General features: G+C 61.7%; 15 protein-coding genes. 7 read left to right on the top strand and 8 right to left on the bottom strand.

Annotation, left to right across the window (positions count from 1 at the left end):
- Window positions 1–18: 18 nt before the first annotated feature.
- The 4 genes from flgH to ABX75_RS01060 all read right to left on the bottom strand — a co-directional run bounded on the left by flgH (window position 19) and on the right by ABX75_RS01060 (window position 4,394).
- Window positions 19–714, bottom strand: coding sequence for a flagellar basal body L-ring protein FlgH (flgH, locus tag ABX75_RS01075; protein ID WP_034099521.1), 696 nt, complete (start codon window positions 712–714; stop codon window positions 19–21).
- A 52-nt stretch (window positions 715–766) separates the two neighbouring features.
- On the bottom strand, window positions 767–1,552 hold the full coding sequence (gene flgG / locus ABX75_RS01070; RefSeq protein WP_034099522.1) for a flagellar basal-body rod protein FlgG: 786 nt from the start codon (window positions 1,550–1,552) through the stop codon (window positions 767–769).
- Between the two features lie 68 nt (window positions 1,553–1,620).
- Window positions 1,621–2,361 carry a flagellar basal body rod protein FlgF gene (locus ABX75_RS01065; protein WP_034099525.1) on the bottom strand — a complete coding sequence of 247 codons (741 nt, stop codon included), beginning with the start codon at window positions 2,359–2,361 and terminating at the stop codon, window positions 1,621–1,623.
- Between the two features lie 470 nt (window positions 2,362–2,831).
- On the bottom strand, window positions 2,832–4,394 hold the full coding sequence (locus ABX75_RS01060) for a sigma-54-dependent phenylalanine hydroxylase transcriptional regulator PhhR (protein WP_034099527.1): 1,563 nt from the start codon (window positions 4,392–4,394) through the stop codon (window positions 2,832–2,834).
- Window positions 4,395–4,652: 258 nt separating this feature from the next.
- Between ABX75_RS01060 and phhA the strand changes: the two genes are divergently transcribed.
- The 3 genes from phhA to ABX75_RS01045 all read left to right on the top strand — a co-directional run bounded on the left by phhA (window position 4,653) and on the right by ABX75_RS01045 (window position 7,093).
- Complete coding sequence (phhA, locus tag ABX75_RS01055) at window positions 4,653–5,444, top strand: phenylalanine 4-monooxygenase (RefSeq protein ID WP_047881316.1); 792 nt, start codon at window positions 4,653–4,655, stop codon at window positions 5,442–5,444.
- Window positions 5,445–5,543: 99 nt separating this feature from the next.
- A complete protein-coding gene (locus ABX75_RS01050; protein WP_034099530.1) occupies window positions 5,544–5,900 on the top strand; it encodes a 4a-hydroxytetrahydrobiopterin dehydratase in 357 nt (118 codons plus the stop codon).
- Window positions 5,900–7,093: an amino acid aminotransferase gene (locus ABX75_RS01045; protein WP_047881315.1), complete on the top strand. Its 1,194-nt coding sequence runs from the start codon at window positions 5,900–5,902 to the stop codon at window positions 7,091–7,093. Before ABX75_RS01050 ends, ABX75_RS01045 begins: the two co-directional genes overlap by 1 nt.
- Window positions 7,094–7,213: 120 nt before the next feature.
- On the opposite strand, the gene ABX75_RS01040 is transcribed toward ABX75_RS01045, so the two are convergent.
- Complete coding sequence (locus ABX75_RS01040) at window positions 7,214–8,032, bottom strand: UDP-2,3-diacylglucosamine diphosphatase (RefSeq protein WP_034099534.1); 819 nt, start codon at window positions 8,030–8,032, stop codon at window positions 7,214–7,216.
- A 137-nt stretch (window positions 8,033–8,169) separates the two neighbouring features.
- Between ABX75_RS01040 and ABX75_RS01035 the strand changes: the two genes are divergently transcribed.
- The 3 genes from ABX75_RS01035 to ABX75_RS01025 all read left to right on the top strand — a co-directional run bounded on the left by ABX75_RS01035 (window position 8,170) and on the right by ABX75_RS01025 (window position 10,316).
- The gene (locus tag ABX75_RS01035; protein ID WP_034114747.1) at window positions 8,170–8,919 is read left to right on the top strand and encodes an AraC family transcriptional regulator; all 750 of its coding nucleotides are present in this window, start codon (window positions 8,170–8,172) and stop codon (window positions 8,917–8,919) included.
- A 100-nt stretch (window positions 8,920–9,019) separates the two neighbouring features.
- Window positions 9,020–9,904: a DMT family transporter gene (locus tag ABX75_RS01030; protein WP_047881314.1), complete on the top strand. Its 885-nt coding sequence runs from the start codon at window positions 9,020–9,022 to the stop codon at window positions 9,902–9,904.
- 130 nt (window positions 9,905–10,034) lie between these two features.
- A complete protein-coding gene (locus tag ABX75_RS01025) occupies window positions 10,035–10,316 on the top strand; it encodes a hypothetical protein (protein ID WP_040269035.1) in 282 nt (93 codons plus the stop codon).
- 36 nt (window positions 10,317–10,352) lie between these two features.
- On the opposite strand, the gene ABX75_RS01020 is transcribed toward ABX75_RS01025, so the two are convergent.
- Entirely contained in the window at window positions 10,353–10,640 is a 288-nt protein-coding gene (locus tag ABX75_RS01020; protein ID WP_034099542.1) for a SelT/SelW/SelH family protein, read from the bottom strand.
- Window positions 10,641–10,724: 84 nt separating this feature from the next.
- On the opposite strand from ABX75_RS01020, the gene ABX75_RS01015 reads away from it, so the two are divergent.
- On the top strand, window positions 10,725–12,914 hold the full coding sequence (locus ABX75_RS01015; RefSeq protein WP_034099544.1) for a patatin-like phospholipase family protein: 2,190 nt from the start codon (window positions 10,725–10,727) through the stop codon (window positions 12,912–12,914).
- 86 nt (window positions 12,915–13,000) lie between these two features.
- Here the strand turns inward: ABX75_RS01015 and ABX75_RS01010 are convergent, their stop codons facing one another.
- Window positions 13,001–13,435 carry a MarR family transcriptional regulator gene (locus ABX75_RS01010; RefSeq protein ID WP_034099546.1) on the bottom strand — a complete coding sequence of 145 codons (435 nt, stop codon included), beginning with the start codon at window positions 13,433–13,435 and terminating at the stop codon, window positions 13,001–13,003.
- Window positions 13,436–13,556: 121 nt separating this feature from the next.
- Window positions 13,557–15,683 (bottom strand): DNA helicase RecQ, encoded by a 2,127-nt coding sequence (gene recQ, locus ABX75_RS01005; protein WP_034099548.1) that lies wholly within the window; start codon window positions 15,681–15,683, stop codon window positions 13,557–13,559.
- Window positions 15,684–15,711 lie beyond the last annotated feature (28 nt).

Genomic DNA, 15,711 nt, shown 5'->3' with positions numbered 1-15,711 from the left:
GAATTTCAAAGTGGCCACCTAGAAAGGGAACAGCGGGCTGAGGAAGAAACGGTCGAACCAACCCGGCTGGCTAGCATCGGCAAACGAACCCGTCCCCGAGTAAGTAATGCGTGCATCGGCGATTCGCGTCGACGAAACGGTGTTGTCGGTAGAGATATCGTCGGCGCGCACCATGCCGGCAATTCGCACCAGCTCGTCGCCAGTGTTGAGGGTCATCCACTTCTCACCGCGCACGGCGATGATGCCGTTGGGCAATACATCGGCCACGGTCACGGTGATCGAACCGGTCAGGCTGTTGCCCTGCCCCGCCGCACTTTTGCCACTGGTCGCACGGTCGCCGCTATAACCAGCGTTGAGGCTCAAATCGCCGTCACCCAACGGGTTGTTGGTGTTAGGTACGGCACCGAACAACGAGGTCAGGCCAATGCCTGCCTTGCTGGTCTTGCCGACCTGGGAGTTGGCGTTCTTGCTGGCCTGGGTCTTCTCGTTCAGGGTGATGGTGATGATGTCACCGACCCGGAAGGCCTTGCGGTCGCTGTACAGGTTCTGTTCGAAACCGGCCTGGTAGATCGAGCCATTGTTGGCCGCCGCCGGCAGCGGCGTGCGTGGCAACACCGGCGCGTAGTACGGGTCATTGGGTTTTGGCGTCGGGGCGACACAGCCCGCGAGCACGGCAATCCCACTCAATGCCAGAACGGAAACATAGCGATTCATGACCCTTACCTCACGGTGTTGCAGACGCTTTCAGGGCGCCCCATAGACTTGATTACAGATTCTGCGTTACGAACGAGAGCATCTGGTCGGCGGTGGAGATCACCTTGGAGTTCATCTCGTAAGCGCGCTGGGTGGTGATCATGTTGACCATTTCTTCCACGGTGCTGACGTTGGAGGTTTCCAGGGTGCTTTGCAGCGTGGTACCGAAACCGTTCAGGCCAGGGGTGCCGATCTGTGGCGCGCCGCTGGAGGCGGTTTCCAGGAACAGGTTGTTGCCCATGGCCTGCAAGCCGGCCGGGTTGATGAAGTCGGCGGTCTGCAGGTTGCCGATCACTTGCGAGGCCGGGTTGCCGGCCACGGTGATGGACACGGTGCCGTCGTTGCCGACGGTGAAGGTCTTGGCATCGGCCGGCACTACAATCGCCGGTTCCAGGGCAAAACCGTTGGCGGTGACGATCTGGCCGTTGGAGTCCAGGTGGAATGTACCGTCACGGGTGTAGGACGTAGTGCCGTCCGGTTGCAGGATCTGGAAGAAGCCACGGCCGTTGATGGCCATGTCCAGCGGCTGACCGGTTTGTTGCAGGTTACCGGCGCTGAAGTTCTTCTGGGTGCCGACGATCTGCACACCGGTACCCAATTGCAGGCCCGACGGCAGCTCGCTGTCCTGGGTCGACTGAGCGCCCGGCTGCTTCTTGATCTGATAGAGCAAGTCCTGGAACTCGGCGCGGTCACGTTTGAAACCCGTGGTCGATACGTTGGCCAAGTTGTTGGAAATGGTGGTCAGGTTGGTGTCCTGGGCGGACAGACCGGTTTTGGCAACCCATAGAGCCGGAAGCATGCTGTTCTCCTTCGTGCGCCTGTTTGTTGGCGCTGCGCTGCGAAATTAGTGGTTCAGTGAAACCGCGATCAGCTCATCTGCATGACGCGTGTCATGGCCTGGTCGTCTTCCTTGGCGCTGTTCATCATTTTGATGTGCAGCTCGAACTGCTTGGAAAGCGCCAGCACCGCCGTCATTTCTTCCACGGCATTGACGTTGCTCGCCTGCAGGAACCCCGAGGTCAGCCTGACGCCTGCGTCGGCCTGAGCCGGCTGGCCATCCTTGGTGTGGATGGTGCCATCCAGGCCCTTATTCATGTTCTTCAGGTCCGGCTGAACCAGCTTGATGCGGTCCACTTCGGCCATCACCCGTGGGCCTTCGCCCATGGCACGGATGCTGATGGTGCCGTCGGCGCCCACTTCGATCTTCTGCTGCGGCGGCACCGCGATAGGGCCACCGTTGCCCATGATCGGCATGCCGTTGCCGGCACGCAGCACGCCCAGGGCGTCCACGTTCATGCTGGCGCTGCGCACGTAGGCTTCGCCGCCATCCGGAGTTTGTACGGCCAGCCAGCCGTCGCCGTTGACAGCCACATCCAGGTCGCGACCGGTTTCGATCATCGCGCCAGGCGTGAAGTCGGTGGCGGGACGCTCAGTCAGGGCGAATGCCCGCGCCGGAAAGCTGTCACCGAACACCGGCATCGAACGCGCCTGCTCCAGGTCGCGTTGGAAACCGTTGGTGGAAATGTTCGCCAGGTTGTTGGCATGGGCCTTCTGCGCCAGCGCATTCTGGCTGGCGCCGGTCATTGCCACATAAAGGTACTTGTCCACGCTCTTTCCTCTTTATGACGGACGCTTGCCGCCCACCGCTGTACTGATGAGGCTTAAGCAATTAGCGAACCAACTTTTAAAAAGTCAGGAAAGTTCAGGCGGGACGGGGGTTTGCGGGCTGCCTTCACATTTTTCAGGAGAGGAGAGAGTCGAAAAAACGGCGGACTACTGCCGCTTACGGCAAGGGCCGTCTTACGGGTGACAGAGAACCGATTTGGGGAGGGGCGGTGCGACGATTCGAATTGCCCCCGATGGAGGTGGGTCAGTGACAGATGGGCTGACTGACCCAGCGCCATCGGGGGCAAGCCCCCTCCCACATTTTGAGCCGGTTCTTCCAGTTAATAATGAGGAGGGCGTTTGGATCCGCATATTGGCGCTGACTTTTTAGTCATTGCCCCTCGCGCCTTAACTGACTGGCATTAGGGCTTGCCTTGCCCCTCCCACATTTTTGCCCACGTTGTGTCGGTTGATTATTTATCGGTCTTGAGGATTTCGTAATCGCGCAATTTATTGGCGATGGTGGTGTGGGACACGCCCAGGCGCTTGCCCAGCTGTCGACTGCTGGGATGTTCGACATACAGGCTTTCCAACACCGCTTTCTCGAAGCGCCCGACAATCGCCTCCAAACCGCCGTCCAGGGAAAAATCGCCAAGGGGCTGACGCACGCCGTAATCCGGCAGACGAATATGCTCGACCTTCACCGTGCCGCCGTCGCACAAAGACACCGCCTGGAACAACACGTTTTCCAACTGCCGCACATTCCCCGGCCAGTGATAATGGCGGAGGCGCTCCATCGCCGCCGGTGCCAACGTGGGCAACGGGCAGCCGATCTGGCGGCTGGCCTGGTCAAGAAAATGCTCCACCAGCGGCGCCAGGCCATCCAGGCATTCGCGCAGCGGTGGGATATGCAGCGACAGCACATTGAGGCGGTGGTAGAGGTCCTGGCGGAATTCGCCGCGCGCGCAGAGTTCGGACAGATCCACCTGAGTCGCGCAAATCACCCGCACATCCAGGTACACCTCTTCGTCACTGCCGACGCGGCGGAAGCAACCGTCCTGCAAGAAGCGCAGCAATTTCACCTGCAGGCGCGCGCTCATTTCGCCCACACCGTCGAGAAACAACGTACCGCCCGCAGTCAGCTCCAGCAGCCCCAACTTGCCTTCCGCCCGGGCGCCTTCGAACGCGCCGGGGCCGTAGCCGAACAGCTCGGTCTCGGCCATCGACTCCGGCAGGCCGGCGCAGTTGAGGGCCATCAGCGGCGACTGCCCGCGCGGACTGGCCAAGTGGCAGGCGCGCGCCAACAGTTCTTTGCCGGTGCCGGTCTCGCCTTCTATTAATAGCGGCGCGTCCAACGGGGCCATGCGCCGTGCTTCACGCACCACGGCGGCCATCACCTTGGAGCTCTGGAAGATGCTGTCAAAGCCGCGCAGTTCCTGCTTGCGCACGTTGTAGATGCGCTCGCCGACCCGGTCCGCACGATGCAACGTCAGCACGGCGCCGGCCATGGCTTCACTGTCATCGTGTTCGGAGGATTGCAGCGGCGCGATATCCGCCAGGAACACGTCGCCCTTGACCTTGACCCGCAGGCCGTTGATCCGCGACTTGCTGGCGCGCACCAGTTCCGGCAAATCGAAATCCTCGGCGTAGCGTGACAACGGAATGCCCGGCACCTCGTCCACCCGCACCCCCAGCAACTGCGCCGCCGCACGGTTGGCGGCGACGATGGAGCCGCCCATGTCGATCGACAGCACCGGAAACTCCAGAGCGCCCAGCAAGGCATTGAGTTCCATGTGTCGCCGCTCGCTGGGCATCAGCCCTACCCGCTTGACCCCAAACACCCCGGCAATCGCCTCGAACTGCGGGCGCAACGCCTGAAATTGCATATTCACCAGGTTCGGACAGAACAGGTAGATAGCATTGCCGTGCTCACCGCCCACCTCGCCTTTGGCAACGTTGACGCCGTATTCCACCAGGAGGTTGAGAATGTCCCGCAGGATGCCGATGCGGTTCTGGCAATGCACTTTGATACGCATGAATGAGGCCCGAAAAGAGGGAAGGCGCCGCGTCTTTTTGTCGCTGGGCGCAGAAAGTCGTCAAGATTATGTGACAGCCGGACTGCTTTTCCCAGCCCAACACTAAGAGCAGGTCGTCAATCGTAACGAATACTTTACAAAAAACGGTAAATTTTCCTACGTAGCACTGCCACAGGTGGCTGGCATCCGCACGCCATCGGGTTATCAATAGGCCTATCGCAGGACATAACAAGAACGAATGCCTAGCAGGAGAGCCGTATGAAGCAGACGCACTACGTGGCCCGCGAGCCCGATGCGCAAGGGTTTATCCACTATCCGCAGGAAGAACATGCGGTATGGAACACCCTGATCACGCGCCAGTTGAAAGTGATCGAAGGTCGCGCCTGCCAGGAATACCTGGACGGCATCGACAAGTTGGGCTTGCCCCTGGACCGCATCCCGCAACTGGGCGAGATCAACCAAGTGCTGGCCGAGACCACCGGTTGGCAAGTCGCTCGCGTGCCGGCGTTGATCCCCTTCCAAACCTTCTTTGAATTACTCGCCAGCAAGCAGTTTCCGGTGGCGACGTTTATCCGCACCCGCGAAGAACTGGACTACTTGCAAGAGCCGGATATTTTCCACGAGATCTTCGGCCACTGCCCGCTGCTGACCAACCCTTGGTTCGCTGAATTCACCCACACCTACGGCAAACTCGGGCTGGCGGCGACCAAGGAGCAACGGGTCTACTTGGCGCGGCTGTACTGGATGACCATCGAGTTCGGCCTGGTGGACACGCCGGCTGGTCGGCGCATCTACGGCGGCGGGATTCTGTCGTCGCCCAAGGAGACGGTGTACAGCCTGTCCTCCGAGCCCGAGCATCAAGCCTTCGACCCGCTGGAAGCGATGCGCACGCCGTACCGCATCGACATCCTGCAACCGCTGTACTTCGTGCTGCCCGACCTCAAGCGTCTGTTCGAGGTGGCGCAGGAAGACATCATGGGCATGGTCGAGCGTGGCATGCAGCTGGGTCTGCACGCGCCGAAATTCCCGCCCAAACCAAAGGCTGCTTGAACCGTGCCTTTTAAGGCCAGGTGAGTCTGTTCCCTGGCGCCGCGTTGCTTTAGGGTGACGCCACTGACCTTCACTTATTCGAATTCAGGACATTTCCACATGACCACCTTGAACCAAGCCCACTGCGAAGCCTGCCGCGCCGATGCCCCGCAAGTCAGCGATGAAGAACTGCCGGTACTGATAAAGCAGATCCCTGACTGGAACATCGAAGTGCGCGACGGCGTGATGCAGCTGGAAAAGGTTTTCCTGTTCAAGAATTTCAAATTCGCCCTGGCCTTCACCAATGCCGTGGGTGAGATTTCCGAAGCCGAAGGCCATCACCCGGGCCTGCTCACCGAATGGGGCAAAGTCACCGTGACCTGGTGGAGCCACTCCATCAAGGGCCTGCACCGCAACGACTTCATCATGGCCGCGCGCACCGACGAAGTGGCCAAGACCGCCGAGGGCCGCAAGTAATGCATTTCGATGCCATTGGCCGCGTGCCCGGCGACCCGATCCTCGGGTTGATGGACCTGTACGCCCAGGATGCCAACCCGCACAAGTTCGACCTGGGCGTAGGCGTCTACAAGGACGACCAGGGCCTGACGCCAATTCCGCCGTCGGTGAAGCTCGCCGAACAGCGCCTGGTAGACCAGCAAACCACCAAGACTTACATCGGCGGTCATGGCGACGCCGCGTTCGGCCAGCTGATCAGCGAACTGGTGCTGGGCGCCGACTCCGCGCTGTTGCACGGGCGTCGTGCCGGCGCCACCCAGACCCCGGGCGGGACCGGCGCGCTGCGCTTGAGCGCCGATTTTATCGCCGCCAACCTGCCAGGCCGTGGTGTCTGGCTGAGCAACCCGACCTGGCCGATCCACGAAACCATCTTCGCCAAGGCCGGGCTCAAGGTCAGCCATTATCCCTACGTGGGCGACGATAACCGCCTGGATGTGGCGGCGATGCTGGCTACCCTCGCCACCGTGCCGGAAGGCGATGTGGTGTTGCTGCATGCCTGCTGTCATAACCCGACCGGCTTCGATCTGTCCCACGACGATTGGCGCCAGGTGCTGCAGATCGTGCGCGAACGCCACCTGCTGCCGCTGATCGACTTCGCCTACCAGGGCTTCGGCGATGGCCTGGAACAGGACGCCTGGGCCGCACGCCTGTTTGCCGCCGAATTGCCGGAAGTACTGATCACCAGTTCGTGCTCGAAGAACTTCGGCTTGTACCGCGACCGCGTCGGCGCATTGATCGTGTGTGCGGCGGATGCCGAGAAGCTGACGGATGTGCGCAGCCAATTGGCGAATATCGCCCGCAACCTGTGGTCGACCCCGCCGGATCACGGCGCGGCCGTGGTGGCGACCATCCTCGGCGATGCCCAGCTCAAACAGCAGTGGAGCGCAGAAGTCGAAGCCATGCGTGGGCGCATCGCGCAGTTGCGTTCCGGGCTGGTGGAGGCCCTGGCGCCCCATGGCTTATCCGAGCGATTCGCACACATTGGCGTGCAACGTGGGATGTTCTCCTACACCGGCCTGAGTGCCGAGCAGGTCAAGCAACTGCGCGAGAAGCACAGTGTGTATATGGTCAGTTCGGGGCGGGCCAATGTGGCGGGGATTGATGCGACACGCTTGGCGTTGCTGGCCGAGGCTATTGCCGACGTCTGCAACTGAACACTGCGCATCTAAGTCAGTGACTGGTTGACTGATACACCGCTATCGGGGGCAAGCCCCCTCCCACATTGGAATGCGACCAAATGTGGGAGGGGGCTTGCCCCCGATGACGATCTGAAGTTACAGAAGGTGCGCCTGAGCCACCTCAGCCTTCAGTTGCGCTTCTTTGGCCTGGGCATCCGCCAGCCGATACAACTCGATACTGCCATCCCAGTGCTCGATCAGCGCCGTGCAAGACTCCACCCAGTCCCCGCAGTTGAGGTAATCCACCTCGCCCACTTTGCGAATCTCCGCATGGTGAATATGCCCGCACACCACCCCATGCAATTCACGCCGGGTCACTTCGTGGGCGATCGCTTCTTCGAAATCGCTGATAAAACTGACCGCCGTCTTGACCTTGTGCTTGAGGTACGCCGACAGCGACCAGTAACCATAGCCATAGCGCGCACGCCAGTGGTTCAACCAGCGGTTCAAGGTCAGAGTGAATTCGTAGGCCGAGTCGCCGAGAAACGCCAGCCAGCGATGATAACGGGTAATCACGTCAAACTGATCACCGTGGATCACCAGCAGGTGGCGACCATCGGCGGTCACATGCACGGCTTCGTCGACCAACTGGATATTGCCCAAGATCAGCTTGGAATAACGGCGCAGGAATTCATCGTGGTTGCCGGTGACATAGATCACCTCGGTGCCGCGCTTGGCCATGGTCAACAGGCGGCGGATCACGTTGGTGTGCGCCTGGGGCCAGTACATGCCGCCGCGCATTTTCCAGCCGTCGATAATGTCGCCCACCAGGTAGACCTTATCGGCGTGATAGCCCTTGAGGAACTGCGAAAGATGGTCGGCCTGGCAATCCCGGGTGCCCAGGTGCACATCGGAAATCCACAGGGTACGCACCCGTTGTTTGCGGCTGGGCTTGGCGAACTCGGCACTGGTCATGGGCATCCCTCGACGGTGTTTTCGCGAGCTTGCGCCATGGCGGTTAATGGCCCATGACAAGTGTGGGTCAGTCTGATGACAGCGACCGGCGCCCACGATGCGTTGTAGACTGGCGCCTCGCCGCTCAGGAGACCGTGATGAGACCGTCCCTCACCCTACGCCACTACCTCGAAGCGCCCATCGCCCACAGCCACGCGCATGCGCAGTTGGTGTTCGGCCTGTCCGGGCATCTGGATCTGGAGGTCGATGGCCGTGGCAGCCAAGTGCGCGAAAGCAGCGTGATGGTACTGCCCTTCTCTGCCCATCACGCCTGCGGCAGTCGCGATGGCAGCCGCTGCCTGGTGCTGGACGTACCCACCGAACATTGGCTGCTGCAGTCCCTTGGCGAACATGCCGACGCGAGCCGACGCCTGCTCGACCAACCCGCGCGCCTGGCCCTGGATGCACGTCAGCACCAGTTGGTGCAGTGGCTGGCCCACAGCCCAGTGGACGACCCGCTGATCGTGCAGCAAGGTTCGGTGTTGCTGCTGGCCAGCCTCAATTCTGCGCAACCCCAGCCCGTGCCAGGTCGACGCTTGCCCTATCCGGCCTTCAATGCCCATATCGAACGGCACGTGGCGCACCCCCTGCAAGTGGCCGATCTGGCGCGCATCGCCGGGCTGTCGGTGGCGCGCCTGCACGCGCGGTTCGTCGCCGAGTGCGGGCAGACGCCGATGGACTACATCCGCAGCCGACGCCTGCATAAAGCCCTGAGTCTGCTGCGCGATACCGCGCTGCCCATCGGTGAAGTCGCCGAGCGGGTCGGCTATAGCTCCCAGAGCGCGTTTGCCGCCGCTATGTCCCGTGAGTTCGGCGCGTCTCCCGGCGCATTGCGGCGCTCGCCTTAGGGCGAGTCCTGCGCTAAAACGCGCGAGCCTCACGACAGACGCCAGCCATCCCAAGCCACTAGACTGCGAGCCTGTCACTCTCGTGGTTTGAAGGAACGCAATGACTCCCCGCACAGCCCTCGGCGCCCTGCATATCGGCGCACTAATGTTTGGCCTTACCGGCGTATTCGGCAAACTGGCGGCCGCTTCGCCGGCCATCATCGTGTTTGGTCGCGCCGTGTTTGCCGTGCTCGCCCTGGCGGTGTTCGCCCGGTTCGCCAGCCGCGCTCCGTGGAAGCACCTGGAGCGGCGCGACTGGCGTCGGCTGCTGGTCAGCGGCGTGTTGCTGGCGGCGCACTGGGTGACATTTTTTCTTGCGGTCAAGGTGGCCGGTGTGGCGGTCGCGACCCTGGGGTTCACGGCGTTCCCGGCGTTTACGGTCATTCTGGAAGGGCTGATATTCCGCGAGCGTATTCGCGCCAACGAAGTACTGCTGGTGGTACTGGTCACGGTCGGCCTGGTGCTGGTGACCCCCGACTTCAACCTGGCCAGTGAAGCCACCGGTGGCCTGCTCTGGGGCATCCTTTCGGGCTTGCTGTTTTCCCTGTTGTCCCTGAACAACCGCGCCGGCTCCGGGCGCATTCCGGCGGTGCAGGCGGCGCTGTGCCAGAACCTGGTAGTCGCGGCGTGCCTGTTGCCGGTGGCCGCACCGGGCCTGGCGCATGTGCGAGCGCTGGACTGGTTGTGGATCGGCCTGCTCGGCGTGTTCTGCACCGGCCTGGCCCACAGCCTGTTTGTCGCCAGCCTGGCGGTGATCAAGGCGCGTACGGCGTCGGTGGTGTTTGCCATGGAGCCGGTCTACGGCATCACCATGGCGTGGCTGCTGTTTGCCGAAACGCCGACCCTGCGCATGCTGCTGGGGGGCGCCTTGATCATCGTCGCCATCGTGATTTCCGGCCTGATAAGCAGCGCCGGCCCGGCCAAACAACCGACCGCAACGGCCTGATCTATACTTCGGGCATCCGCAACAGTCTGTCGTCGTTCAACGGATAACGGCTCCTCGACGACAGCCAGGGCATTTTCCGCAGTTGCTGCAAGCGAGTGGTCACTCCCTTAACGCTATGCAGGACCTGATCATGGAAATGCTCATTAACGTGTTGGTTCAAATCGTCAGCGGCGCTGTTGGCGGAAACATCGCCGGCATGACCAAACAAAGCCTGGGTACCGGGCTTAACACGATGTTGGGCGGTGTCGGCGGGCTGGTTCTGGGTCAGCTTGTCTCGGCATTGACCGGTACTCCAGGCGGCGAAGCACTGGATGTGGCGGCCGTTGGCGGCAATATCCTCGGCGGCGGCGTGGGCGGTGCGGTGTTGACCTGGGTTGTCGGATTCATCAAACAGAAGTTGGACGCCAGATAGCGCTCAGTTCACCGCCCCTTGCACGGGGCGGTGACGTCATTGGGGACGGTCGTTGTGGCCCAGATCGCGCGCCGGGTCGATCTGGTCGCGCACCCGCTGCTTGAGCACCTTGGCCTCGGGGAAACCGCCGTCGGCCTTGCGCTCCCAAATCTGCACACCGTCACAGGTGATATGGAACGTGCCACCGGTAGCCGGCACCAGTGAGACCTTACCCAGGTCATCGGCAAATGTACTCAGCAGTTCCTGGGCCAGCCACGCGGCACGCAGCAGCCACTGGCATTGGGTGCAATAGGTGATGACGACCTCGGGTTTAATCGACGACATAATTTGACAGGTTCCTGGCATAACGGGCGCGGAGGATCGGGTGGCTATAATAGCGGCCTTTATCGTCCAGCTCCGAGATTCAAGATGCGCCGCCTGCTGTCCTGCCTGTTTTTGTGCCTGCTCCCCCTCCTTGCCCATGCCGTGGACGCTCCGCGCCCGAAGGTCGGCCTGGTGCTGTCTGGCGGCGCCGCCCGAGGCCTGGCCCATATCGGGGTGCTCAAGGCGCTGGAAGAGCAAGGCATCCAGATCGATGCGATCGCCGGCACCAGCATGGGCGCGGTGATTGGTGGGCTGTATGCCTCCGGCTACAAGATCGACGAGTTGGAAAAACTCGCATTGAACATCGATTGGCAACAGGCGCTCTCCGACGCACCGCCGCGCGAAGACGTGCCGTTTCGCCGCAAGCAGGATGACCGGGACTTCCTGGTCAAGCAGAAGCTCAGTTTCCGCGATGACGGCAGCCTCGGCCTGCCGCTGGGGGTGATCCAGGGCCAGAACCTGGCGCTGCTGCTGGAAAGCATGTTCGCCCACAGCAGCAACACCCGCGATTTCGACAAACTGCCGATCCCGTTCCGCGCGGTGGCCACCGATATCACCACCGGTGAAAAAGTTGTGTTCCGCAAGGGCCACTTGCCCAAGGTGATCCGCGCGAGTATGTCGATCCCAGCCGTGTTCGCCCCCGTGGAGCTGGACGGCCGGCTGCTGGTGGACGGCGGCATGACCGATAACATCCCGCTGGATGTCGCGCGGGAGATGGGCGTGGATATCGCCATCGTGGTGGACATCGGCACCCCGCTACGCTCGCGCAAGCAACTGGCCACGGTGGTGGACGTACTCAACCAGTCCATCACCCTGATGACCCGGCGCAATTCCGAAGAGCAACTCAAAGCCCTGCAACCCAGGGATGTGCTGATCCAGCCGCCGCTGGCAGCCTATGGCGTGACCGATTTCGGCCGCGCCAAGGACATGATCGACGCCGGCTACCGCGCCACCCGCGCCCTCGACGTGCGCCTGGCGCACCTGCGTCCGGCTGAGCCGATCGACCCGCAGCTGGTGGCCGCGCGCACGCCGGGCGAGCGCACCCCGGTCATCACCGCCATCACGGTGGAGAACGACTCGAAAGTCAGCGACGACGTCATCCGCTACTACATCCGCCAACCCTTGGGCGAACCGCTCAATCTGGGTCGCCTGCAAACCGACATGGGCACCTTGTATGGCCTGGACTACTTCGATCAGGTGCAATACCGCGTGATCAAGAAAGGCCAGGACAACACCCTTGTAATCAGCGCCCACGGCAAACGCAGCGGCACCGACTACCTGCGCCTGGGGCTGAACCTGTCGGATGACATGCGCGGCGACAGTGCCTTCAACCTGGGCGCCAGCTACCGCATCAACGGCATCAACCGCCTTGGCGCGGAATGGCTGACGCGCGTGCAGATCGGCGACCGCCAAGAGCTGTACAGCGAGTTCTACCAACCGATGGACGCCGGTTCGCGTTACTTCGTCGCGCCCTATATCAGCGCCCAGGCACAGAACGTCGAGCTGATCCTGGATAACGACCCCATCTCCGAATACCGCCTGGAACGTTACGGCTTCGGCCTGAATGTGGGGCGGCAGATCGGCAACAGCGGTGAGATTCGCTTCGGTGTCGGCGAAGCCTGGGGCCAGGCGGACGTACGCATCGGCGACCGCGACCTGCCGAGCGTGAGCTTCAGCGAAGGCTTCTATGAGCTGAAATACTCCTTCGACTCTCTGGACAACGTGTACTTCCCCCACTCCGGTGAAGACATCGGCCTGGCTTATCGCGAATTCGAACCGGGGTTAGGCTCGGATCAACGCTACCGTCAATGGGAGTTCAAACTCGACAAAGCCATGAGCCACGGCCCGGACACTCTGGTGCTGGGCGGACGTTACGGGCGCACCCTGGACGATTCGGACGTGGTGATTTCCAGCTTCCTGCTCGGCGGTGCCAGACAGCTGTCAGGCTTTCGCCAGGACGCGATCTCGGGGCAAAACATCAGCCTGATGCGCGCCGTGTACTACCGCCGGCTGACGCCGCGTTCGTACTTGCCGCTGGATTTCCCGCTGTACCTGGGCGCGTCTCTGGAACGTGGGCGGGCGTGGAACAACGACAATGAATTCGACAGCGGCTATATCAACGCCGCGAGTGTTTTCCTCGGGTTCGACACGCCACTGGGGCCACTGAATTTCAGTTATGGCTTCAACGATGATAACCAGAAGGCGGTGTACCTGAACCTGGGGCAGACTTTCTAGGGAGCCTGCGCGCATAGGGTCAATGCGGCAGGCTTTTAAGATGGGGTGAGCCTGCTCATCACAACAGGCTCAGCCATCTGCGCAGCTCAGGACTTTTCCAGATTCGCCAGAATATGCGCATGCACCCGCATGCACACACGCAGGTCCGCCTCGTTTACGCCGGCAAACAGCTCGTGACGCAACTCGGTGGCAATGGTTTCAATTTGATCGATCAGAGGACGGGCGCTGTCGCACAGCAGGATGCGCTTGGCGCGACGGTCTTCGAGCACCGCCTGGCGTTGCACCAGGCCCTGGCCTTCAAGGCTGTCGAGCAGCCTTGCAAGGGTCGGCCCCTCTACCCCGACGCTCTGGGCCAGCTCACGCTGAGTAGGAGCTTCTTCGAAACGGGCCAGGTGCAACAGCACCAGCCAACGCGCCTGGGACAGGCCCAGCCCCGCCAAACGGCGGTCCAGCTCGGCGCGCCAACCTCGGGACATTTGCGCCAGCTGCATGCCAAAACGGTGTTGATCGGTTAACGGCATAAAAAACTCATGTTTTAGACTGAAAATAAAATGTGGCTAATTATTAGTCAGCTAAGCATGAGCCTTGCCCTTAGGCAAGCGCCGCTCAGTACTGATCTGTGACATTGTCGTAATTGACACATTAAATTTCGAATTCTGACTGCAAAGCGGCTCGCACGCAGTACAGAACCCCCTCCGGCACACGCCCGGTAAACAACGGTGCGATCTCCGCGACAGCTGGCAATTCGCCTTCGCCGTCAAGGAAAGCGTCCTGGATCTCACCCAGCAAATCTTCCGGTAAATCCAGTGCTTGCTCCAACGACAACTGTTGCTTGCCGATGGATTCGGCGAGCAAGGTGTAGACGTTTTTTTCCGAGCATTGCAGTTGGCCGGCGATCTGGATCGGGGTCATTCCGGCGCGGGCCAGGCTGATCAATTCGTGGCGAATGTCGGCCACTTCCTTGGGCGCCTCGGCCTGACCACCGAGCACTTCGAGAAAGGCCTGGCCATAGCGCTCCAGCTTGCGCGCGCCCACGCCGCTGACGCGGGCCATTTCCGCCAGGGTGGCGGGTTGCTCGCGCAACATTTCCAGCAAGGTGGAGTCCGGAAAGATAACGTACGGCGGCACACTGTGTTCCTGTGCGAGTTTGCGCCGCAGGGCGCGCAAGGCTTCCCACTGCTCGCGCTCTTCCCCGCGCACCAGTTGGCTGGCTTGGCTGGTGCTGCTTTTGGCAGTGGTCTGCGGCTTGAGATCGCGGCGCAGTTCCAGGCTCACTTCACCCTTGAGCAGTGGCCGGCAACTGTCGTTAAGGCGCAGCCCGCCGTACCCTTCAAGGTCGATGTCCACCAGGCCGCGGGCCACCATTTGCCGGAACAACGAGCGCCACTCGCCTTCGGCGCGGGCCTTGCCGACGCCGTAAACCGAGAGTTTTTCGTGGCCAAAGCTGCGAACTTTTTCGTTGTCCTTGCCCAGCAACACATCCACCAGATGGCCCACGCCGTAACGCTGACCGGTTCGGTAGATCGCCGACAACCCCTGGCGCGCCGGTTCGGTGGCGTCCCAGGTCTGCACGCCGTCCACGCAGTTGTCGCAATGCCCGCAGGGCTCGGGCATGTCTTCGTCGAAATAAGCCAGCAGCGTCTGACGGCGGCAACGGGTCTCTTCGCACAGCGAGAGCATGGCATCGAGCTTGTGCTGTTCCAGGCGCTTGTGGCGCTCATCGCCTTCGGAGTTCTGCAGCATTTGCTTGAGCATCACCACGTCTTGCAGGCCGTAGACCATCCACGCATCCGCCGGCAGACCATCACGGCCGGCACGTCCGGTTTCCTGGTAATAAGCTTCCAACGACTTGGGCAGGTCCATGTGGGCGACAAAGCGCACGTTGGATTTGTCGATGCCCATACCAAACGCAATGGTCGCCACCATGATCAAGCCTTCCTCGTTGAGGAAACGCTTCTGATGATAGGCGCGCAGGTCGTTCGGCAGGCCGGCGTGGTAAGGCAAGGCTGGGTAACCCTGTTCACACAGAAACGCGGCCACTTCGTCGACTTTCTTGCGCGACAGGCAATAGACAATACCCGCATCGCTGCGCCGCTCGGACAGGAACGCCAACAGCTGCTTGCGCGGCTGCTCCTTGGGCACGATGCGGTAGAAAATGTTCGGCCGGTCGAAGCTCGACAGGAAGCGCTCGGCGTTCTGCAAATGCAGGCGTTCGACGATTTCTTCGCGGGTACGTTTGTCGGCCGTGGCGGTCAGCGCAATGCGCGGCACGTCGGGAAACAGTTCCGCCAGTTGGCCCAGTTGCAGGTATTCGCGCCGGAAATCGTGGCCCCATTGCGAGACGCAGTGCGCCTCATCAATCGCGAACAGGGCAATTTCCAGCCCCTGCAGGAACGCCAGCATGCGCGGCTGCACCAGCCGCTCCGGGGCGAGGTAGAGCATTTTGACTTCACCGCGTTTGATCCGCGCGGCCAGGTCGCGTTGTTGCTCGGCGCTGAGGGTGGAGTTCAGGGAAGCAGCGGCCACGCCGAGTTCCTCAAGGGTTGCTACCTGGTCGTCCATCAAAGCGATCAACGGCGATACCACCACCGCCAACCCGTTGCGCAACAGCGCCGGCACCTGGAAGCACAACGACTTGCCGCCGCCGGTAGGCATCAGCACCAGGGCATCGCCGCCACTGGCCACGCGCTCAATGATCGCACCCTGACGGCCACGAAAACTGTCGTAGCCGAAGATGTCCTTGAGGACGCGTTGAGCCTGCTCGAGCATGTAGAACTCCAAAAAAGTGCCGAAACCC

The organism is Pseudomonas sp. ARP3 (genome assembly GCF_001029595.1).
Classification (GTDB): Bacteria; Pseudomonadota; Gammaproteobacteria; order Pseudomonadales; family Pseudomonadaceae; genus Aquipseudomonas; species Aquipseudomonas rhodesiae.
This window is presented reverse-complemented; position numbering and strand designations above follow the sequence as displayed.

Excerpts from the sequence above, each read along its gene's own strand:
- ABX75_RS01040 (WP_034099534.1), bottom strand. The coding sequence starts at position 8,032 with ATGACCAGTGCCGAGTTCGCCAAGCCCAGCCGCAAACAACGGGTGCGT.
- ABX75_RS01035 (WP_034114747.1), top strand. The coding sequence starts at position 8,170 with ATGAGACCGTCCCTCACCCTACGCCACTACCTCGAAGCGCCCATCGCC.
- flgH (WP_034099521.1), bottom strand. The coding sequence starts at position 714 with ATGAATCGCTATGTTTCCGTTCTGGCATTGAGTGGGATTGCCGTGCTC.
- phhA (WP_047881316.1), top strand. The coding sequence starts at position 4,653 with ATGAAGCAGACGCACTACGTGGCCCGCGAGCCCGATGCGCAAGGGTTT.
- ABX75_RS01060 (WP_034099527.1), bottom strand. The coding sequence starts at position 4,394 with ATGCGTATCAAAGTGCATTGCCAGAACCGCATCGGCATCCTGCGGGAC.
- recQ (WP_034099548.1), bottom strand. The coding sequence starts at position 15,683 with ATGCTCGAGCAGGCTCAACGCGTCCTCAAGGACATCTTCGGCTACGAC.
- ABX75_RS01030 (WP_047881314.1), top strand. The coding sequence starts at position 9,020 with ATGACTCCCCGCACAGCCCTCGGCGCCCTGCATATCGGCGCACTAATG.
- ABX75_RS01020 (WP_034099542.1), bottom strand. The coding sequence starts at position 10,640 with ATGTCGTCGATTAAACCCGAGGTCGTCATCACCTATTGCACCCAATGC.
- ABX75_RS01045 (WP_047881315.1), top strand. The coding sequence starts at position 5,900 with ATGCATTTCGATGCCATTGGCCGCGTGCCCGGCGACCCGATCCTCGGG.
- ABX75_RS01015 (WP_034099544.1), top strand. The coding sequence starts at position 10,725 with ATGCGCCGCCTGCTGTCCTGCCTGTTTTTGTGCCTGCTCCCCCTCCTT.
- ABX75_RS01010 (WP_034099546.1), bottom strand. The coding sequence starts at position 13,435 with ATGCCGTTAACCGATCAACACCGTTTTGGCATGCAGCTGGCGCAAATG.
- flgG (WP_034099522.1), bottom strand. The coding sequence starts at position 1,552 with ATGCTTCCGGCTCTATGGGTTGCCAAAACCGGTCTGTCCGCCCAGGAC.
- ABX75_RS01025 (WP_040269035.1), top strand. The coding sequence starts at position 10,035 with ATGGAAATGCTCATTAACGTGTTGGTTCAAATCGTCAGCGGCGCTGTT.
- ABX75_RS01050 (WP_034099530.1), top strand. The coding sequence starts at position 5,544 with ATGACCACCTTGAACCAAGCCCACTGCGAAGCCTGCCGCGCCGATGCC.